Raw genomic sequence first — 19,808 nt, 5'->3', positions numbered from 1 at the left:
CCGAAAACTCAATTCATTAAGCGGCTTCAGCAGCCAGCTTCTTCGCCTTTTCGATCGCTTCTTCAATCGAGCCAACCATGTAGAAGGCTGGTTCTGGAAGATGATCGTATTCACCTGCGCAAAGACCCTTGAAGCCCTTGATGGTGTCGGCGAGGTCAACCAGCTTGCCTGGCGAACCGGTGAACACTTCAGCAACGAAGAACGGCTGCGACAGGAAGCGTTCGATCTTACGAGCGCGCGCAACGGTCAGCTTATCTTCTTCCGACAGTTCGTCCATGCCGAGGATGGCGATGATGTCCTGAAGCGACTTGTAGCGCTGCAGGATCGACTGAACCTGACGGGCAACATTGTAGTGTTCTTCACCGACGATCATTGGATCGAGCATACGCGAGGTGGATTCCAGAGGATCCACAGCCGGGTAAATACCCTTTTCAGCGATCGAACGGTTGAGCGTTGTGGTCGCGTCCAAGTGAGCGAACGACGTTGCCGGTGCAGGGTCGGTCAAATCGTCGGCAGGAACGTAAATTGCCTGAACCGAAGTAATCGAACCCTTGGTCGTCGTGGTGATGCGTTCCTGCATCGCGCCCATGTCGGTTGCCAGCGTTGGCTGATAACCCACAGCGGAAGGAATACGGCCCAGAAGTGCCGAAAGTTCCGAACCAGCCTGCGTGAAGCGGAAGATGTTGTCCACGAAGAACAGAACGTCCTGGCCCTTGTCACGGAAGTTTTCAGCAACCGTCAGACCCGACAGAGCAACGCGAGCGCGCGCACCCGGAGGCTCGTTCATCTGACCGTAAACAAGTGCGGCCTTCGAGCCTTCACCGCCACCGAGCTTGTTAACGCCCGATTCGATCATTTCGTGGTAAAGGTCGTTACCTTCACGGGTACGTTCACCAACGCCTGCGAATACGGAGTAACCACCGTGCGCCTTAGCAACGTTGTTGATCAGTTCCATGATGAGAACGGTCTTGCCAACGCCCGCACCGCCGAACAGACCAATCTTACCACCCTTTGCGTAAGGAGCGAGAAGGTCAACAACCTTGATGCCCGTTACGAGGATTTCAGCTTCGGTCGACTGTTCGATGTACTCAGGAGCTTCCTGGTGAATCGCGCGACGTGCAGTGGTCTTGATCGGACCTGCTTCGTCAACTGGCTCACCAATAACGTTCATGATACGGCCAAGCGTTTCTTCGCCAACCGGAACCATGATCGGGTTGCCCGTGTCGCGTACTTCGTGACCACGGACGAGACCTTCGGTCGAGTCCATAGCAATCGTGCGAACGGTGTTTTCGCCCAGGTGCTGTGCAACTTCAAGAACCAGACGGTTGCCGAGGTTGTCGGTTTCCAGAGCGTTGAGGATCAGCGGGAGCTGACCGTCTTCGAACTGTACGTCGACAACAGCGCCGATGACCTGAGTGATCTTGCCTACTGCACCGGTCGTTGCTGCCTTAGGAGCTGCGTCAGCCTTAGCGGCGGCCGCCTTAGCTGGAGCAGTCTTGGCTGGAGCCTTCTTGGCTGGAGCCTTGGCCGCAGCTGGCTTCGCTTCGGCCGCGGCGGTAGTTTTCGGGGTCGCTGCTTTTGCCATCGATCCTTTTACCTTCCGATTAGAGCGCTTCCGCGCCCGAAATGATTTCGATCAGTTCCTTGGTGATCTGAGCCTGACGCTGACGGTTATACGTGATCGACAACTTGTTGATCATGTCACCGGCGTTACGCGTCGCATTGTCCATTGCGCTCATCTTCGCGCCCATTTCGCCCGCCACATTTTCCAGCAGAGCGCGGAAAATCTGGACCGAAATATTGCGCGGGATCAGCGTGCTCAGGATCGCCGCAGGATCAGGTTCGTACTCATAAATCGCATCGCCTGCAGTATCCGCCTGCTCAGCATTTCCAGCCGAAGCCGGAATGATCTGCTGTGCGGTCGGAATCTGTGCGATCACCGACTTGAACTCGGAATAGAACAGCGTGCAGACATCAAATGCGCCCTGTTCAAACAGTTCAATGATCTTGTGGCCGATCTGGTCGGCATGCACAAAAGCAAGCTGTTTGACTTCACGCAGATTGACATGGTCAATGATCAACGAAGCAAATTCACGACGCAGAATGTCTGCACCTTTTTTACCGATCGTCAGAATCTTGACTGTCTTGCCTTCAGCGAGGAGCTTGCGGGCATGATCACGCGCATAACGCGCAATCTGCGAGTTGAAACCGCCGCAAAGGCCACGTTCTGCAGTAGCGACGACGAGCAGATGCACGTCGTCTTTACCTGTACCAGCCATCAAAGCCGGTGCATCTTCACCGCTCACGTTCTGCGCGATGTTAGCGAGAACGGCGCCCATGCGCTGCGAATAAGGCCGTGCAGCCTCCGCAGCTTCCTGGGCACGGCGCAGCTTCGCCGCGGCGACCATCTGCATCGCCTTGGTGATTTTCTGCGTCGCCTTGACCGAGGCGATACGGTTTCTCAGATCCTTTAGTGAAGGCATCCGTTCATCCCGTCACAAAGTTCAAGCAAAAGACTTGGCGAACGCGTCGACCGCTGCCTTGAGCTTTGCTTTGATGTTGTCGGTGAGTGCCTTTTCGTCGCGGATCGCGTCGAGAACATCCTTGTGCTCGGTGCGCAGCGAAGAAAGAAGACCTGCTTCGAACTTGCCAACCTGGTTGACGGCGATCTTATCGAGATAGCCATTCACGCCAGCGTAAATCACGGCAACCTGTTCTTCCGTCTTGAGCGGCGAGAACTGTGGCTGCTTGAGAAGTTCGGTCAGGCGTGCACCGCGGTTAAGCAGACGCTGAGTCGAAGCATCAAGATCCGAACCGAACTGAGCAAATGCTGCCATTTCACGATACTGGGCGAGTTCACCCTTAATCGAACCGGCAACCTGCTTCATGGCCTTGATCTGAGCGGACGAACCAACGCGGGAAACCGACAGACCGACGTTAACAGCCGGACGGATACCCTGATAGAACAGGTTGGTTTCGAGGAAGATCTGGCCGTCGGTGATCGAGATCACGTTGGTCGGAATGAACGCGGAAACGTCGTTGCCCTGCGTTTCGATGACTGGCAGAGCCGTCAGCGAACCAGCGCCGTTTTCGTCGTTGAGCTTTGCAGCGCGCTCAAGAAGACGCGAGTGCAGATAGAAAACGTCGCCTGGGTAAGCTTCACGGCCCGGAGGACGACGAAGCAGAAGTGACATCTGACGATAAGCAACAGCCTGCTTGGAAAGATCGTCATAGCCGATCAGAGCGTGCTGGCCATTGTCACGGAAATATTCACCGATAGCGCAGCCTGCAAATGGTGCAAGGTACTGCATCGGAGCCGGATCGGAAGCGGTAGCCGCGATCACGACGGAATATTCGAGAGCGCCGCGTTCTTCGAGAACCTTAACGAACTGAGCAACAGTCGAACGCTTCTGGCCGATAGCAACGTAAACGCAATAAAGCTTTTCGCTGTCTGGGCCGTTGTCGTGGATTGGCTTCTGGTTAAGGAAGGTATCGAGAATGATAGCAGTCTTGCCGGTCTGACGGTCACCGATGACCAGCTCGCGCTGACCACGACCAACAGGGATCAGAGCGTCAACAGCCTTGAGGCCGGTCGACATTGGCTCATGAACCGACTTACGCGGAATGATGCCCGGTGCCTTAACGTCGACGCGGCGACGCTCAGTAGCAACGATTGGGCCCTTGCCGTCGATTGGATTGCCGAGAGCATCGACAACGCGGCCGAGCAGGCCTGGACCGACTGGAACGTCAACGATCGCGCCGGTACGCTTGACGACGTCGCCTTCCTTGATGTCACGGTCGGCACCGAAAATAACCACACCGACATTGTCGGTTTCAAGGTTAAGCGCCATGCCGCGAATACCACCAGGGAATTCGACCATTTCGCCAGCCTGAACATTGTCCAGACCGTAAACGCGGGCGATACCGTCGCCGACGGACAGAACCTGACCGACTTCGGAGACCTCAGCCTCCTTGCCGAAGTTCTTGATTTGCTCTTTCAGGATAGCGGAAATTTCCGCGGCGCGGATGTCCATCAGCCGACCTCTTTCAGTGCAAGCTTGAGAGAAGAAAGTTTAGTGCGAAGGGACGTGTCGATCTGACGCGAACCCATTTTGACGACAAGCCCGCCGAGGATCGAAGGATCTACGGTGACATTGATCGTCACGTCCTTGCCGGCCACGCTCTTCAGCGTTGCCTTCAATTCGTTCTGCTGAGCGGTCGTCAGCTCATGCGCAGAAATAACATCGGCGGAAACTTCGCCGCGATGTTCAGCTGCAATCTCACGGAAAGCGGCGATGATGCCCGGCAGCGCAAACAGGCGACGATTAGACGCCACGACGCGCAGGAAATTGCCGACCAGACCTTTGATGCCAGCCTTGTCAGCAATCGCGCCAATGGCGTGAAGCTGGTCTTCAGCATTGAAGACCGGGCTGGAAATCAGACGCTTCAGGTCTTCGCTTCCGCTCAGAAGCGCCTCGAAACGGCCAAGATCTTTTTCCACAGCAGCAACGGATTTTGCATCGAGCGCAAGCTCAAACAACGATCCGGCGTAGCGCTGTGCGACACCTGAAATGAGCGAAGACGTTTCTGCCACGAACAACCTGCTCTCTACGTTGAAACCATCTTTTTGGGAGTTCAGCAGGACCAAAAGGCCCAAGCAGATGATTTTATTGAATGTTTCCGGGGAACCCCTGACGCGCGAGCGCGACAACACCGAAATGTGATTGCCGTCTAGCATAGACGAACCGGACTCGCAACACGCGAATCCCGCACTTTTGTGTAAGTTTTGCCGCAATTTTAGGTTAGAAAACTACTAACCAAGCCCACTAATGAAGCAGGATGCTTTTTAGCACGGCAACTTGGCCTCGACTCTCGCCTCCGCCCTGCCCTTACCTGGCTTCTCAGCTGACGAAACCAAAAGCGTAAAGCAAAGGTCCGGCGGCAAGCAAAAATTCGATGACGGCAGCAACAATGTTGTAAAAAGTTGCGCTTTTATCCGACATCATTGAAATGAAGCGACCGAAGAGCGCAAATCCCCATACGGCACCCAGCACAACCCAGAGAAAAGGCTGTGCGAAGATGAGACAACCGAGCCCGACCCCAAGATAAGGACCGGCCAGAGCAGCGCGGATGGAGCTATAAGCTTCCGGACGCGCGTTGATCGGCTGAAGACGCAGCAGCTTCATGGTGATGCCCGGCGCAAAAAGCATGATCAGTCCCGCTAGCGCCGTTACGACCGCAGCACTCCAGGCAAGCCACTCGCCGGTGGTCATGGGGAGATAAAATTCCATTGCGTTTCACCCTCTTGGTTTCAAGCGCTATAGCGAAAAACCCGACGCGTTTCCATAGCTTTGGACGCTACAGGAAGCTCTGCGGATCAATATCCACCTGCACCCGGATAGAGCCACGCTCTTTGGGTGCAGCTGCAAGAAGCGCACGGATAAACCCTTGAATATCCGCTCTTTTCGTTCCGTGAACCAGGATGCGGAACCGATGTCTGCCACGCACCAGTGCAAGCGGCGCCTCAGCTGGACCAAGCACCGAAACCTCAGAAGAATGAGGTGCTGCACGCCTTAACGCGCGCGCATGATTTTCAGCATCAGGCCGGTTGTCAGCGGATATAATTAGCGCGGCAAGTCGTCCGAATGGCGGCAGGGCACTTCGTTCGCGCTCCTCGATTTCCCGAGCATAAAACGCTTCCGAATCACCACTGACGATAGCTCGCATCACCGGATGGTCAGGCTGATAGGTCTGAAGCAGACCAAGGCTCTTGCGGCCCGTTCGGCCTGCGCGGCCTGTTACCTGATTGAGCAGCTGGAAAGTGCGTTCGGCTGCACGCGGATCACCATTGGCAAGCCCGAGATCGGCATCCACAACGCCCACAAGCGTCATGTTTGGGAAGTTATGCCCCTTGGCCACGAGCTGCGTGCCGATGACAATATCCGCCTCGCCCTTGGCAATGGCATCCAGTTCAAGCCGAAGACGTTTAACGCCGCCCGCCATATCCGACGAAAGAACAATGATTCGCGCGTCCGGGAAGGTTGCAGCCGCTTCCTCGGCAATGCGTTCAACACCCGGTCCACAGGCAACCAGATGGTCAAGCGTACCGCATTCCGGGCAGGCTTCCGGCACCGGCTCATGATAGCCGCACTGATGGCACATCAACTGCCCACGAAAACGGTGCTCAACCAGCCAGCTTGAACATTGCGGACACTGAAAACGATGACCGCAAACACGGCAAAGCGTGAGCGGCGCATAGCCACGCCTGTTGAGAAACAGCAGCGCCTGTTCGCCGCGCTCGACAGTCTTACCCACAGCCTCGGTCAGGGCTGGCGACAAAAACCGTCCCGGCGGAGGCGGAGAGCGCCGCATATCAATAGTCTTCAGTGTCGGAAGTGCCGCTTCCGCATAGCGACCATAGAGCTTGATTCGCTTGTAGCGCCCCTGATCGGCATTCACCTGACTTTCGATAGAAGGCGTTGCCGATGCCAATATCACCGGAAATCCGCCAATATGGCCACGCACGACCGCCATATCGCGCGCATTATAGAAAACGCGATCTTCCTGTTTGTAAGCCGGATCATGTTCTTCATCGACCACAATCAGGCCAAGCTCCTTGAACGGCAAAAACAATGCCGAACGAGCACCGGCAACCACACGCACGGTGCCCTCCGCAATCTGCCGCCAGACGCGCTCGCGTGTGCGCGGCGCAAGATCGGAGTGCCACTCGGCAGGCTTTGCCCCGAAGCGATCATGAAAGCGGTCGAGAAACTGTTGTGTCAGCGCGATTTCCGGCAGAAGAATCAGCACCTGCTTGCCCATCTCGAGCGCCTTGGCGACGGCCTCAAAATAGACTTCTGTCTTGCCGGAGCCGGTCACGCCATCAAGTAGCGAAACTGAGAAAGAGTTTTCCTCAACCGATTCGGCCAGCATTTCGGCAGCAGCTTGCTGATCCTCTGACAGCGTGGCCCACGAATAATCCGTATCCGGCGTGGCAACGACAGCAGGCGGCGGAAGCATCACTTCCTCAAACACGCCCTGCGTTTTCAGACCATCCACAACTGTCAGCGAAACACCAGCGGCATGGGCCAACCCAGAGCGGGTCCACGCCAAACCGTCGCGTGCCAGTTCCATCACCCGGGCGCGGGCATCCGTCATGCGCTCCGGCTCGTGACCATTGTAACGAAGCCCCGGTACTTTCGGCTCAGGATCAAAGGCTGCGGGCGCGCGAAGCACCATGCGCGCCACCATTCCGGGCGGCGAAAGCGTATAATCGGCGGCCCAGCGCATGAAACGCAGCATCTGAGCATCCACAGGCGGGCAATCGAAAACTTCAGAAATTGCACGCAACTTCTTGGCGTCAACAGCATCGGTCGCGCCATCACAAACGATTCCCGCAACCTCGCGCGGCCCCAACGGCACGCGCACGATTGAACCGGGCTGGACATGCATTCCCTCCGGCACCATATAAGAATAAGGCCGCTCCGCGGGCATGGGTACAAGCACCGGCACCACACTCGGAGTGGGTTCCGCGAAAAGGCTCAAAATATCGTGCGAATCTTTCGACATGATTGCGTGACCTTGGCGTGGCTTTGCGCTAAAGAAAAGCCACCTTCCGGGAATTAAATGGATTTAGTTTCCCACAACACCCCGCGCTCATTATGGAGGAACGCTGTTATGAAGTTTTTCGTCGACACTGCGGACGTCAAGGAAATCCGCGAACTCAACGACCTCGGACTGGTCGATGGCGTGACCACCAACCCGTCGCTGATCCTCAAGTCTGGCCGCGATATTCTCGAAGTAACAAAAGAAATCTGCTCCTTCGTCAAGGGCCCGGTTTCGGCTGAAGTTGCTGGAACAGAATACGAGCAGATCATGAAGGAAGCTGCTGTCATTGCCAAGATCGCAGACAATATCTGCATCAAGCTGCCACTGACGCTCGATGGCCTCAAGGCTTGTAAGGCACTGACCTCCGATGGTCACAAGACCAACGTGACGCTCTGCTTCTCGGCCAATCAGGCTCTGCTCGCAGCAAAAGCAGGCGCGACCTTCGTATCGCCATTCATCGGCCGCATTGATGACATGGGCGTCAACGGCATGGAACTGATTGCTGAAATCCGTACCATTTTCGACAACTACGATTTCCGCACTGAAATCCTCGCCGCTTCGGTTCGTACCGTAAACCACGTCAAGGAAGCAGCTCTCATCGGCGCCGACGTCGTTACCGCACCTCCCGCAACACTCAAGGCACTCGTCAAGCATCCGCTGACCGACAAGGGCCTCGAAACCTTCCTCGCCGACTGGGCGAAGACCGGCCAGAAAATTGCTTAATCAGTCTACTGATTAGAATGTAAAACGGCGGATCATTGATCCGCCGTTTTTGTTTATCCAAGTTCAGTTTCGCCGTCATGCTTGGCAACATGGATCGGCCTGCTGCCGCAATATTCCGTAATGGCTTCCGCGAGCCGGGCCGAATGCGTGACCACCCATATCTGACTGCGCTCGGAAGCTCGCGCGATCATCTTCGCAAGCGATGGAATCATGTCAGGATGCAGGCTGGCCTCCGGCTCGTTCAGAGCAATCAAGGGCGGCAGCCGATAGGACAGAAGCGCGCCTGCAAGCGCGAGCAGCCGTATCTGCCCGTCAGATAGCTCGCCCGGCCGAAATACGCGTGGCGGAAAGGCCGGAAAATTAAGGCCAAATGTTGCGGTTTCTTCCGGATACGGAATGACCAGCTTTGCACCTTCCAGCGCATCGGCAATCAGATGATCAAGATCGACCGTATCCTGACGGATATGGGCAAGCGTCGCAAAAACCGAAGCCAGATTGCTGCCGTCTTCATCGAGCATCGCAGCGGTTGCGGCAATTGATGGCTGACGCACCGGTGCATCGCGGTCGCTTCTGAAGCCATGATAGAAGCGCCAGCCGCGCATTTGCGCTGCGAGATCACCGATCTCCGGATAATGCCCTGACTGTCCCAAGACGGAGAGGCCGCTCTCCGATGTTAAAAGGCGGCTCGGATGCTCGGTTCGCCGCCCCTCCCCGTCACGCGCAAAAACTGCTGGCCCCTTGCGGTCCATCAGGTCGACCGGACGTCGACCGGTGTCGAGATTGAGCTGCTCTTCCTTGATCTGCGGCTCAAACGGAAAAGCGCCCGATACCGGCGGCGGGAGTCCTGCTTCGACACGGTAAGACAGACGCGAAGCGAGGCGTTCATCTTCAAATTCAGCCTCAAGGATGATTCGCGCCGGTTCATGTTTGCGCCGGGTACCGCTCCACATGGCAGATTGCATACCGCCTTCGCGCACGATCTCAGTTGAGAATGTGCCTTCTGCAGCAGCTTTCACGAGCTGCAAGGCGCGATAGAGATTGGATTTTCCAGCACCGTTTTCACCGACAAAGACCGTGACCTGCCCCAGATCAAACCGGACAGACCGAAGCGAGCGATAGCCTTTTGCCGAAAATGAAACGAGCCGCATGATTTCCTCAGCCTAGAGTGCATCCCGAAAAGTGCGAAGCGGTTTTCGGAACAAGATGCGCGCAAAAACAAAGAGATAGAGCATTTCCAATGATTCAATAAAAACCGGAAATGCTCTAGATAAACGAAAGGCGGCACAAGATGCGCCGCCTTTTCAAACTCAAACAAGCTGACGCGCTCAGAGCTTCGACATCTGCATTGCAAGTGCGAGATAGATCTGCTCGGCCAGTTCTTCGGCTGCACGCTTGGTCGCATCACGCTGCGCACGCAGGTTGGCGAATTCCTGACGCGGACGGTCGAAAGATGCACCAGCGGTACGAGTGCCGGACACAAGAGGCTTGCCATCCTTGTCACGCAATACGTAGCTCGACGTAGCCTTCACGATACCAGCGGATGGACGGCCGGTACGGTCGGTCTGATCGCCGATATCGACACTCACGGCATTCAGCGTATTTGCGCTGAGACCAAGGCTGAGACGATAGCTCGGAGTCGCAGGTTCGCCAGCACCACCTCCCAAAAGGAAGATCAGGCGATTACGAACCTGTTGCTGGAACACATTGCCTGCCGGGTCGATGGCAATCGACGCGAGCTTGCTGCGCATATCGGGTGCAACACTGCCACCGATCGTGCCACCGGCACCACCTGACGAATAAAGCGGATGCACTGTACAGCCTGCAATCAGAACCGCTGCTCCAAGAGCAGCGATTGCGACACGAAAGGCCTTAAATGCTGAAATAAAGCGATCAGGCAACGACATTGACGATCCTTTGCGGAACCACGATGATCTTCTTCGGCGAGCCCCCTTCGAGCGCGGCCTTGACGAAGTCAAGTTCGAGCACCGCCTGCTGGATTGTAGCTTGATCAGCGTCGCGCGCGATTGTCAAATCCCCACGCTTCTTACCGTTGATCTGAACCGGCAGAACGATCTCGTTTTCCACGATCAGAGCCGCATTGAACTTCGGCCATGCTGCGCGGGCGACCAGTGTTTCCTGACCGGCAATCTTGCCACCCAGTTCAATTGCACACTGTTCAGCCAGATGCGGCATCATTGGTGCAAGCATCATAACCAGCATTTCGGTCGCTTCACGCAATGCAGCTTTCAGCTCGTCGTCAGCCTTACCAGCTGCAACCTGCTGCAGTGGCGCTGCAAGCGTGTTGACCAGCTCGTAAAGGCGGGCAACAGCACGGTTGAAGGCGAGCTTTTCGATGTCGTCACCAACAGCCTGTACAGTCTTATGTGCAGCCTTTGATACGGTGAGCGCATCGCCCTGTGTGCCAGCCTTTGGCGCTACATCCTTCAAGCCAGCAGCAGCTTCCGAAACCAGGCGCCAGACGCGCTGTACGAAACGATGCGCGCCTTCGGCACCGGCTTCCGTCCAGATGACGTCGCGTTCCGGCGGGCTATCAGACAGCATGAACCAGCGCGCGGTATCTGCACCATAAGACGAGATAATGTCGTCAGGATCGACCACATTCTTCTTCGACTTCGACATTTTTTCAATCGAACCGATTTCGACCGGCGCTCCGCCTTCGATGAGCGTTGCGACGCGCTTGCCGTCAACGTCTTCGATGCGGATATCGGCAGGCGCAACCCACTGACCATCGGCCTTATAGGTTTCATGCACCACCATGCCCTGCGTAAACAGGCCCTTGAATGGCTCATCGATACCGACATGACCTGCCACTTTCATGGCGCGGGTAAAGAAGCGCGAATAGAGCAGATGCAGGATCGCGTGCTCAACACCACCGATATACTGATCGACAGGCAACCAGCGATCGGCAATCGCACGATCTGTCGGCTCGTTTTCCCACGGCGCGGTGAAGCGCGTGTAATACCAGGACGAATCGACGAACGTATCCATCGTGTCCGTTTCGCGACGAGCTTCGCCACCGCATTTCGGGCACTTCACATGACGCCAAGTCGCATGACGGTCGAGCGGATTGCCCGGGCGGTCAAACTCGACATCATCCGGCAGCTTGACTGGAAGATCGGCACGCGGCACCGGATTGACGCCACAGCTTTCGCAATGGATCATCGGGATCGGGCAGCCCCAGTAACGCTGACGCGAAATACCCCAGTCACGGAGACGGAACTGAACTTTGCGTTCAGCCTGCGGGCGGCCATCGAGCTCGGTCTTTTCCAGACGCTCCGCCACTTCGGCAAAAGCTGCTTCAGGCGTCATGCCATCGAGGAAGCGCGAATTGATCATCACGCCATCGTCGGTATAGGCCGTTTCGCCCACACTGAAGCTTGCAGCGTCCTCGCCCTTCGGCAGGACAACCGGCGTCACTTTCAGCGAATATTTATTGGCAAAATCCAGATCGCGCTGATCATGTGCAGGACAGCCGAAGACAGCGCCAGTGCCATATTCCATCAACACGAAATTGGCGACATAGAGCGGCAGTTCCCAATTCTCATCGAACGGGTGCTTGACCTTGATGCCGGTATCGAAGCCCTTCTTTTCAGCGGTTTCAAGCGCTGCGAGCGACGTGCCATGCTGATGGCACTCATCGATGAAGCCGGTGAGCGAGGCATTGTTTTCTGCAAGCTTCTTCGCCAGTGGGTGATCGGCAGAGATCGCCACGAAAGCCGCACCGAACAGTGTGTCCGGACGGGTCGTGTAAACTTCAACTTCTGAGAAGCCAGCAGGTGCGGTCGACGCATTCAGCGCAAAACGAACCTGCAGGCCTTCCGACTTGCCGATCCAGTTCTTCTGCATGACGCGGACTTTTTCCGGCCACTGGTCAAGTGTGTCGAGACCGGCCAGCAGATCTTCGCTGAAATCGGTGATTTTGAAGAACCACTGTGTCAGCTCGCGCTGTTCGACCAGCGCACCAGAGCGCCAGCCGCGACCATCCACCACCTGCTCATTGGCAAGCACCGTGTTGTCGACCGGGTCCCAGTTGACCTTGGATGTCTTGCGCGTCACCAGACCTTTTTCAAACAGATCGATGAACAGCATCTGCTGACGATGGTAATATTCGACATCGCAGGTCGCAAATTCACGCGACCAGTCGAGCGACAGGCCCATGGATTTCAGCTGACGCTTCATCGTGTCGATGTTCTGGTAGGTCCATTCCTTCGGATGCACCTTGTTCTGCATCGCCGCGTTTTCCGCAGGCATACCGAACGCATCCCAGCCCATCGGATGAAGCACGTTGAAACCCTTGGCGCGCTTGTAACGGGCAACAACGTCACCCATCGCATAGTTGCGCACATGACCCATGTGAATGCGCCCTGATGGATAAGGGAACATTTCTAGGACGTAGTACTTCTCGCGGGGATCGCTGTTGTCGGTTTCGAAAGTCTGGTTTTCTTCCCAGATTTTCTGCCAATGAGCTTCCGCCACACGCGGATTATAACGTTCGGATGCCATGAGCGTATTTACTCGTACGAAGGTGATGCAATAAGGAGAGTCGATATTTAATGGCGACCTTCACCACGTATTGGCGAGAGCGTCAACCTTTTGCGGACTTAAAAGCCTGAAAGCGAGAATTCCATGTCAGATATTGGGTCAGATATTGGTGCGAACCTGAACACGGTCAAGACCGCGATTGCCAATGCAGAAAAAGAAGCGCTGCGCAAAAAGGGCTCCGTAACACTGGTGGCGGTTTCAAAAACCTTCGAAGCCGATGAAATTCGCCCGGCACTTGATCTCGGCCAACGGATCTTTGGTGAAAACCGCGTTCAGGAAGCTCTAGCCAAGTGGCCCGGCTTACGTGAAGCCTATTCGGGCATCGAGCTGCATCTGATCGGACCGCTGCAATCCAACAAGGCAGCAGACGCCGTGGCCCTCTTCGACGTCATCGAAACCGTCGACCGCGAAAAGATCGCCGCCGCCTTAGCCGCCGAGATCAAAAAGCAGGGCAAAAGCCCGAAGCTCTATGTGCAGGTCAATACCGGCCTTGAAGAACAAAAGGCTGGCATCCCGCCAAAAGAAGCAGTCAGCTTTGTCGAACGCTGCCGCTCCGAACATGGCCTCTCCATCGAAGGCCTGATGTGCATCCCGCCTGCAGATGAAAATCCGGGGCCGCATTTTGCACTGCTTGAAAAGCTTGCCCGCGCCGCAGGCGTTGAAAAGCTCTCCATGGGCATGTCGGGTGATTATGAAACCGCTATCGGTTTCGGCGCAACTTCAGTGCGCGTGGGATCGGCGATTTTCGGCAGCAGAAGCTATTCGCCTTCTGCTTGAGGCCGTGGAGGCTGCCGGTGTGCACGTACCTTCTCAATAAGTTTGGTGTAAATCCAGGCCAGAATGATTGCGACCACGCAGCCGAGCGCTATCTCGATGAGCCGCGATAGTGCAAGCAGAAGCTCTTCATTGCGCGTTTGAGCAAAGCGTCCCGCATCCATCACAATCACCACGGTTGCGGGCGCCAGACGCCAATTGACCGGATAACGGTCGATCATCAGGATCACGAAGACGGTTAATGCTGCTCCAAACAGACTGGCAACCGGCGAATATCCCACGAGCCAGATCGTGATCATACCGATCATGCATCCCACTGCCGTATTAATGGCGCGTGCTTGCGAAAGCGCAAGCGTGGTGCGGACATCGGGATCGGAAATAATGAGAACGGTAATCACCGCCCATATCGGATGCTCAATCCCCGCCCATTGCAATCCAAACCAGCAGATCAGACAGCCAAGCAATGTCTTGGAGGCGTAGAGCAGCGCTTTTTCCGGGTGAGAAAGATGCACAAACGCCATTTGATGAGTCTTAATCCTCGCTGAAATCAGACCATGATGCCGATCATAGAGGAGCTTCGGTCAATGCAAAAGCATCTCTCCCTGCAAATGTTTCCAGTCAGACGGACCAAGCAGCTTGCAGTGAACATAGACCACTGAATGCAGCGGACCGTCGATCTTCTCCTTCCAGTACTCGATGAAGTGGTGCAGCACGGGGAAATCTGGCGCGATATCATAATCCTGCCAGACAAAGAGCTGCAGCAGATGCGGATGATCAGGCATGTGGTAGAAAAGCTTTGCCGTTGTCAGACCGTAACCGGCAAGCTGGCGCTCAAAAGCCGACTTCGCACCGAGGGCTGGCTTTGAATTAAAAGCGGATGTCGTCATAGCGATTTCCCCTTTTTATAGGGAGCCTATTGTGAACATTGAGAGGCTCCGACAATAATCATACTCGTCAAAAATAGTTTTTAAATAGTAAAAACAATATGTTAGCACCATATCGAGATGAGTGCTGCCACGTTGATCATATTTTTGTGCTGCGTCACTCTGGACCATAGTCGATCCCAATGTCTAATTTACGTTTAGCCAGACGGAATGTAGATGAGTCTGGCGATAGCTTCGCCCCGATGCGAGCTATCGATTACGGCGGGAGGATCGCCGTACAGCAAGGAGGATGACATGTCGGAAAAGCTTTACCCTGTTCTGCCGGGGGCAAAGAAGAACACGCTCATAGACAACGAGAAGTATCTCGAATGGTACAATGAGAGCGTGACCGACCCGGATGGATTCTGGGCCAAGCACGGCCGACGGATTGATTGGTTCAAACCCTTCACCAAAGTCAAGAACACCGATTTCAACGGCGATGTTTCGATCAAGTGGTATGAGGATGGCGTAACTAACGTCTCCTACAACTGTATCGACCGTCATCTGAAAAGCCGTGGCGATAAGGTTGCGATCATCTGGGAAGGTGACAATCCCTATATCGACAAGAAGATCACCTATCGCGAGCTGCATGAAAATGTCTGCCGCCTTGCCAACGTGCTGAAGAAGCATGGCGTCAAAAAAGGTGATCGCGTCACCATCTATCTGCCGATGATCCCGGAAGCAGCTTACGCAATGCTCGCCTGCGCCCGTATTGGTGCGGTGCATTCCGTCGTCTTCGCTGGCTTCTCGCCGGAAGCGCTGGCTGGTCGTATCGTTGACTGCGAATCCACTTTCGTCATCACGGCGGATGAAGGCGTGCGCGGCGGCAAGCCGGTTCCACTGAAAGAAAACACCGATACCGCTATCGACATCGCTGCCAAGCAATATGTGATGGTCAACAAGGTTCTGACCGTGCGCCGTACCGGCGGCAAGGTCAGCTGGGGACCGGGCCGCGATCTCTGGTATCATCAGGAAGTCGCAAGCGTCGAACCGACCTGCGAACCGGAACCAATGAACGCGGAAGATCCGCTGTTCATCCTCTACACTTCCGGCTCCACCGGCAAGCCAAAGGGTGTGCTGCACACCACCGGCGGCTATCTCGTCTACGCTTCGATGACCCATCAATATGTCTTCGACTATCATGATGGCGACATTTACTGGTGTACCGCGGATGTGGGCTGGGTCACAGGCCATTCCTATATCGTTTACGGACCGCTGGCCAATGGCGCCACCACACTGATGTTTGAAGGTGTGCCGAACTTCCCCGATCAGGGTCGTTTCTGGGAAGTGGTGGACAAGCACCACGTCAACATCTTCTACACCGCACCAACGGCGATCCGCGCACTGATGGGCGCTGGCGACGAATTCGTCACCCGCTCATCGCGTTCAACGCTGCGCCTTCTCGGCTCGGTCGGCGAACCGATCAACCCGGAAGCTTGGGAATGGTATTACAACGTGGTCGGCGATCAGCATTCGCCAATCGTTGATACATGGTGGCAGACGGAAACCGGCGGTATTCTGATCACGCCATTACCGGGCGCAACGGACCTCAAGCCGGGTTCTGCAACCCGTCCTTTCTTTGGCGTGAAACCACAGCTGGTGGACAATGAAGGCGCGATTGTCGAAGGTGCCACCGACGGCAATCTCTGCATCATCGATAGCTGGCCGGGCCAGATGCGTACCCTTTACGGCGATCACAAGCGCTTCATCGAAGCTTACTTCTCCACCTATAAGGGCAAGTATTTCACCGGCGACGGCTGCCGCCGTGATGAAGACGGTTACTACTGGATCACAGGCCGCGTCGATGACGTGCTCAACATTTCCGGCCATCGTCTTGGTACAGCGGAAATCGAGTCGGCACTCGTCTCGCATCACTCGGTTTCGGAAGCCGCTGTTGTTGGCTACCCGCACCCGATCAAGGGACAGGGCATATATTGCTATGTCACACTGATGACCGGCGAAGCCGTGCAGGACGAAGACGCTCTGCGCAAAGAGCTGGTAAGCCATGTGCGTAAGGAAATCGGCCCGATTGCAACGCCGGACAAAATCCAGTTCTCGCCGGGCCTGCCAAAGACCCGCTCCGGCAAGATCATGCGCCGTATCCTGCGAAAGATCGCTGAAGACGAGTTCGGCTCACTGGGCGATACGTCGACACTCGCTGATCCGGGCGTCGTGGACGATCTGATCGAAAATCGCCAGAACAAGAAGTAATAAAAAGCCCCGGGAAACCGGGGCTTTTCTTAACTTTGCATCGCCACTCGTTCGAGACAAAAATATCCCTAACTTAGAAATCTATCGTGCGCCCTTTAATCTCCCAGTCGCCAAAGCGCGCTGGATCTTTGCCGCCGCGACCGCCAATTTCACGCGGTAGCTTTTCGGCATTTTCACTCGCGCGGCGCTCTTCCGCTTCTTTCAGCGCGCGCTGGGCAGCCGGTGGCAAATCTTCAAACTTGCGCGGTTCGGCATTATCATCGTTGGCGGGTTCGTTGAACTTATCGGTCATCTGTTTGCGATCCGTTATTAGAGCCCATTATTGAAGATCAGGCATTTCATACCCATCATATAGTTAAACCTGACGGGGAAGCAAAACCCCGATTAAGTAAACTGTTGCTGAACCGGAGACCTATACGCATGAATATGACGAAAACTGCCATGCTGATTGCTCTCATGACAGTCATGTTCATGAGCATCGGCTATTTGCTGGGCGGCGGCGGCGGCATGATGATCGCGCTGGTGGTCGCTGTTGCGATGAACCTGTTTGGCTACTGGAATTCCGACAAGATGGTTCTGCGCATGTACAATGCGCAGGAAGTGGATGAGCGTTCCGGCTCCGATTATTATCGCATGGTCAGAGGGCTTGCTGCCAATGCGGGCCTGCCGATGCCAAAGGTTTATATTATCCACGAAGACCAGCCCAATGCCTTTGCAACGGGTCGAAACCCGGAAAATGCTGCCGTTGCAGCCACGACCGGCCTTCTCAATCGACTGACACCGGAAGAAGTTGCGGGCGTGATGGCACATGAGCTGGCGCACGTTCAGAACCGCGATACGTTGACCATGACAATCGTGGCCGCACTTGCCGGTGCCATTTCCATGCTCGGAAATTTCGCATTTTTCCTCGGTGGAAACCGTGAAAACGGCAATGGGATTATCGGCGTCATCGGTACAATTCTTGCAATGATCGTGGCTCCTTTTGCGGCGATGATCGTGCAGATGGCGGTAAGCCGTACCCGCGAATATGCTGCCGACCGTCGCGGTGCTGAAATCTGCGGCAACCCGCTCTGGCTCTCATCCGCCCTTGGCAAGATCGCCCGTGGCGCTAAGTCTGTTGTCAATGAAGAAGCCGAGCACAACCCGGCAACCGCACATATGTTTATCATCAACCCGCTGAGCGGACGTGGTGCAGACAACCTGTTTTCGACACATCCGGACACGGATAATCGTATTCAGGCGCTGGAGCAGATGGCTGCAGAAATGGGTATTCGCTCGGCTGGAATGACGCAGCGCAACACAGCCCCTGCACAAAACAGTGGTCCTTGGGGACAAACTAGTGGTAATGCAGACAAAAATAACAGTGGTGGTTCCGGTTCCAATTCTGGCTACCGAGGCCCGTGGTCGTAGAAACGCATCCCAAGCGTTAGATAAAGTAGAACAGCGTGAACGATAAGAAACCTGCGCCAAAGCGTGGAAATAACAAGCCGCAGACACATGACTACGTCGCAGACCGTGCCGAACAGCAACGGCCCGGTCTTGCCGCACGTCTCACTGCGGCCCGCCTGCTTGGCGCAGTGATTGAAAAGAATACTTCGCTCGACGGTCTGACCGATAACAGCCATGGCCATCCGCAATATTTGGCACTTGAGCCACGCGACCGTTCACTCGTTCGCGCTATTTTGGGCTCGGCGCTACGCAATCGCGGTAGCATTGATCGAGCAATAAACAAGCGTCTCGACCGCCCATTGCCAGAAAACGCGCATGCGCTCAAACACCTGTTGCATGTAGCCGTCGCGCAGATTTTCTATCTCAACCTGCCCGATCACTCTGCCGTTGACCTGGCCGTTGAAGCGGCGAATTATGACCCGCGTAATCGTAAATATGCAGGTCTGGTGAACGCTCTTCTGCGCCGTCTGTCGCGCAACAAAGAGCGTGCACTCGAGCACACATTGCAGCCTGAAAAAAATGTGCCGGAATGGTTTTCAAGAAGCCTTACCGATTCCTATGGCCCGAAAAAAACCGAAGCTATTTTGACCATGCATGGTTACGAGCCACCAATCGATTTCACCGTTAAGAGTGATCCGAAGGAATGGGCAGAGAAACTCGGCGGTGTAGCCTTGCCTAACGGTTCTGTCCGTCTTGAGACGGTTGCGGGCAACCTCACCGACCTGCCCGGTTTTGCCGAGGGCGATTGGTGGGTACAGGATGCCGCCGCAAGCCTGCCAGCGCGCCTGATGGGCGACATCAAGGGCAAGCGCGTGGCAGATCTTTGTGCAGCCCCCGGCGGCAAGACTGCTCAGCTTGTGCTTCAGGGTGCCGATGTGACAGCGCTTGATATGTCCGAAAACCGCCTCAAGCGCCTTGACGGTAATCTGGAACGTTTGGGCCTTAAAGCCCGCACGGTTGCTAGCAATATGATGGATTTTAAGCCGGATACGTTGTTTGATGCCGTACTGCTGGATGCGCCCTGCTCATCCACCGGCACCGTGCGCCGTCACCCGGATGTGCCATGGACCAAGACACCGCAGGACATTAAGAAGCTTGCGACCCTTCAGGCCAAAATGCTTGATAAGGCCATCACGCTTGTGAAACCCGGCGGCACAGTATTGTTCTCCAATTGCTCGCTGCATCCGCAGGAGGGCGAGGACATGGCCCGTAATGCGCTCAAAAATCCGGCCATTGAAGCCTATCCGATTACGCTTGAAGAATGCCCCGGCCTTGAAGGTTTGATCACCAAAGAAGGCTTCCTGCGGTCGACCCCTGCCGATCTGCCTGCTGAAAATTTTGATGGCAATCCGAATATGGCAGGCATGGACGGCTTTTTCGCCGCTCGTTTCAGACGTAAGGCCTAAAGCATGTCGCGGAAAAGTGGGAACCGCCTTCGCGGGGAAATTAGTCCACTGGACTAATTTCTGATCCCGCTTCGATCCGATAACGACATGCGTACAAACAATGACTTAAAGCGCGTCTCTTAAATATGAAAAATTGCGACGCGCTTTAATC

General features: G+C 55.5%; 17 protein-coding genes. 5 read left to right on the top strand and 12 right to left on the bottom strand.

The window, feature by feature from the left end; genetic code table 11:
• Window positions 1–16: 16 nt before the first annotated feature.
• From atpD to QSJ70_RS19320, 6 genes are all read right to left on the bottom strand, one after another.
• A complete protein-coding gene (gene atpD / locus QSJ70_RS19345) occupies window positions 17–1,585 on the bottom strand; it encodes a F0F1 ATP synthase subunit beta (protein WP_007876816.1) in 1,569 nt (522 codons plus the stop codon).
• 19 nt (window positions 1,586–1,604) lie between these two features.
• On the bottom strand, window positions 1,605–2,483 hold the full coding sequence (locus tag QSJ70_RS19340) for a F0F1 ATP synthase subunit gamma (RefSeq protein ID WP_007876818.1): 879 nt from the start codon (window positions 2,481–2,483) through the stop codon (window positions 1,605–1,607).
• 21 nt (window positions 2,484–2,504) lie between these two features.
• A complete protein-coding gene (atpA, locus tag QSJ70_RS19335; RefSeq protein WP_007876822.1) occupies window positions 2,505–4,034 on the bottom strand; it encodes a F0F1 ATP synthase subunit alpha in 1,530 nt (509 codons plus the stop codon).
• Window positions 4,034–4,594 (bottom strand): F0F1 ATP synthase subunit delta, encoded by a 561-nt coding sequence (locus QSJ70_RS19330; RefSeq protein WP_285538836.1) that lies wholly within the window; start codon window positions 4,592–4,594, stop codon window positions 4,034–4,036. Before QSJ70_RS19330 ends, atpA begins: the two co-directional genes overlap by 1 nt.
• 307 nt (window positions 4,595–4,901) lie before the next feature.
• A complete protein-coding gene (locus tag QSJ70_RS19325) occupies window positions 4,902–5,291 on the bottom strand; it encodes an AGROH133_08824 family phage infection protein (RefSeq protein ID WP_285538835.1) in 390 nt (129 codons plus the stop codon).
• Between the two features lie 67 nt (window positions 5,292–5,358).
• Entirely contained in the window at window positions 5,359–7,569 is a 2,211-nt protein-coding gene (locus QSJ70_RS19320) for a primosomal protein N' (protein ID WP_285538833.1), read from the bottom strand.
• Between the two features lie 108 nt (window positions 7,570–7,677).
• On the opposite strand from QSJ70_RS19320, the gene fsa reads away from it, so the two are divergent.
• Window positions 7,678–8,331 (top strand): fructose-6-phosphate aldolase, encoded by a 654-nt coding sequence (gene fsa, locus QSJ70_RS19315; protein WP_007876832.1) that lies wholly within the window; start codon window positions 7,678–7,680, stop codon window positions 8,329–8,331.
• A gap of 53 nt (window positions 8,332–8,384) precedes the next feature.
• Here the strand turns inward: fsa and QSJ70_RS19310 are convergent, their stop codons facing one another.
• The 3 genes from QSJ70_RS19310 to leuS all read right to left on the bottom strand — a co-directional run bounded on the left by QSJ70_RS19310 (window position 8,385) and on the right by leuS (window position 12,855).
• The gene (locus QSJ70_RS19310) at window positions 8,385–9,479 is read right to left on the bottom strand and encodes an AAA family ATPase (protein WP_200637331.1); all 1,095 of its coding nucleotides are present in this window, start codon (window positions 9,477–9,479) and stop codon (window positions 8,385–8,387) included.
• 177 nt (window positions 9,480–9,656) lie between these two features.
• A complete protein-coding gene (gene lptE / locus QSJ70_RS19305) occupies window positions 9,657–10,235 on the bottom strand; it encodes an LPS assembly lipoprotein LptE (RefSeq protein WP_007876836.1) in 579 nt (192 codons plus the stop codon).
• Entirely contained in the window at window positions 10,222–12,855 is a 2,634-nt protein-coding gene (gene leuS, locus QSJ70_RS19300; protein ID WP_285538827.1) for a leucine--tRNA ligase, read from the bottom strand. Before leuS ends, lptE begins: the two co-directional genes overlap by 14 nt.
• A gap of 123 nt (window positions 12,856–12,978) precedes the next feature.
• Between leuS and QSJ70_RS19295 the strand changes: the two genes are divergently transcribed.
• Window positions 12,979–13,671: a YggS family pyridoxal phosphate-dependent enzyme gene (locus tag QSJ70_RS19295; RefSeq protein ID WP_285538825.1), complete on the top strand. Its 693-nt coding sequence runs from the start codon at window positions 12,979–12,981 to the stop codon at window positions 13,669–13,671.
• Here QSJ70_RS19295 and QSJ70_RS19290 read toward each other — a convergent pair.
• Together QSJ70_RS19290 and QSJ70_RS19285 are read right to left on the bottom strand one after the other, a co-directional pair.
• A complete protein-coding gene (locus QSJ70_RS19290; protein ID WP_064321094.1) occupies window positions 13,653–14,189 on the bottom strand; it encodes an FUSC family protein in 537 nt (178 codons plus the stop codon). The two genes, QSJ70_RS19295 and QSJ70_RS19290, sit on opposite strands and share 19 nt — an antisense overlap.
• A gap of 60 nt (window positions 14,190–14,249) precedes the next feature.
• On the bottom strand, window positions 14,250–14,555 hold the full coding sequence (locus QSJ70_RS19285; protein WP_285538822.1) for an usg protein: 306 nt from the start codon (window positions 14,553–14,555) through the stop codon (window positions 14,250–14,252).
• A 291-nt stretch (window positions 14,556–14,846) separates the two neighbouring features.
• Here QSJ70_RS19285 and acs point away from each other — a divergent pair, with 291 nt between their 5' ends.
• Window positions 14,847–16,802, top strand: coding sequence for an acetate--CoA ligase (gene acs, locus QSJ70_RS19280; RefSeq protein WP_064321095.1), 1,956 nt, complete (start codon window positions 14,847–14,849; stop codon window positions 16,800–16,802).
• Window positions 16,803–16,875: 73 nt separating this feature from the next.
• On the opposite strand, the gene QSJ70_RS19275 is transcribed toward acs, so the two are convergent.
• On the bottom strand, window positions 16,876–17,094 hold the full coding sequence (locus QSJ70_RS19275) for a DUF1674 domain-containing protein (protein ID WP_007876846.1): 219 nt from the start codon (window positions 17,092–17,094) through the stop codon (window positions 16,876–16,878).
• Between the two features lie 128 nt (window positions 17,095–17,222).
• Between QSJ70_RS19275 and htpX the strand changes: the two genes are divergently transcribed.
• Together htpX and QSJ70_RS19265 are read left to right on the top strand one after the other, a co-directional pair.
• Window positions 17,223–18,212, top strand: a complete 990-nt coding sequence (gene htpX / locus QSJ70_RS19270) for a zinc metalloprotease HtpX (protein ID WP_285538819.1) — start codon at window positions 17,223–17,225, stop codon at window positions 18,210–18,212.
• Between the two features lie 35 nt (window positions 18,213–18,247).
• Window positions 18,248–19,657, top strand: a complete 1,410-nt coding sequence (locus tag QSJ70_RS19265) for an RsmB/NOP family class I SAM-dependent RNA methyltransferase (protein WP_285538817.1) — start codon at window positions 18,248–18,250, stop codon at window positions 19,655–19,657.
• Window positions 19,658–19,808: the final 151 nt, after the last annotated feature.

This window comes from Brucella sp. NBRC 12950, assembly GCF_030268145.1.
In the GTDB taxonomy this organism is placed as follows: domain Bacteria; phylum Pseudomonadota; class Alphaproteobacteria; order Rhizobiales; family Rhizobiaceae; genus Brucella.
This window is presented reverse-complemented; position numbering and strand designations above follow the sequence as displayed.

Excerpts from the sequence above, each read along its gene's own strand:
- lptE (WP_007876836.1), bottom strand. The coding sequence starts at position 10,235 with ATGTCGTTGCCTGATCGCTTTATTTCAGCATTTAAGGCCTTTCGTGTC.
- acs (WP_064321095.1), top strand. The coding sequence starts at position 14,847 with ATGTCGGAAAAGCTTTACCCTGTTCTGCCGGGGGCAAAGAAGAACACG.
- fsa (WP_007876832.1), top strand. The coding sequence starts at position 7,678 with ATGAAGTTTTTCGTCGACACTGCGGACGTCAAGGAAATCCGCGAACTC.
- QSJ70_RS19295 (WP_285538825.1), top strand. The coding sequence starts at position 12,979 with ATGTCAGATATTGGGTCAGATATTGGTGCGAACCTGAACACGGTCAAG.
- leuS (WP_285538827.1), bottom strand. The coding sequence starts at position 12,855 with ATGGCATCCGAACGTTATAATCCGCGTGTGGCGGAAGCTCATTGGCAG.
- atpD (WP_007876816.1), bottom strand. The coding sequence starts at position 1,585 with ATGGCAAAAGCAGCGACCCCGAAAACTACCGCCGCGGCCGAAGCGAAG.
- QSJ70_RS19285 (WP_285538822.1), bottom strand. The coding sequence starts at position 14,555 with ATGACGACATCCGCTTTTAATTCAAAGCCAGCCCTCGGTGCGAAGTCG.
- QSJ70_RS19290 (WP_064321094.1), bottom strand. The coding sequence starts at position 14,189 with ATGGCGTTTGTGCATCTTTCTCACCCGGAAAAAGCGCTGCTCTACGCC.
- QSJ70_RS19340 (WP_007876818.1), bottom strand. The coding sequence starts at position 2,483 with ATGCCTTCACTAAAGGATCTGAGAAACCGTATCGCCTCGGTCAAGGCG.
- htpX (WP_285538819.1), top strand. The coding sequence starts at position 17,223 with ATGAATATGACGAAAACTGCCATGCTGATTGCTCTCATGACAGTCATG.
- QSJ70_RS19275 (WP_007876846.1), bottom strand. The coding sequence starts at position 17,094 with ATGACCGATAAGTTCAACGAACCCGCCAACGATGATAATGCCGAACCG.
- QSJ70_RS19310 (WP_200637331.1), bottom strand. The coding sequence starts at position 9,479 with ATGCGGCTCGTTTCATTTTCGGCAAAAGGCTATCGCTCGCTTCGGTCT.
- QSJ70_RS19325 (WP_285538835.1), bottom strand. The coding sequence starts at position 5,291 with ATGGAATTTTATCTCCCCATGACCACCGGCGAGTGGCTTGCCTGGAGT.
- atpA (WP_007876822.1), bottom strand. The coding sequence starts at position 4,034 with ATGGACATCCGCGCCGCGGAAATTTCCGCTATCCTGAAAGAGCAAATC.
- QSJ70_RS19320 (WP_285538833.1), bottom strand. The coding sequence starts at position 7,569 with ATGTCGAAAGATTCGCACGATATTTTGAGCCTTTTCGCGGAACCCACT.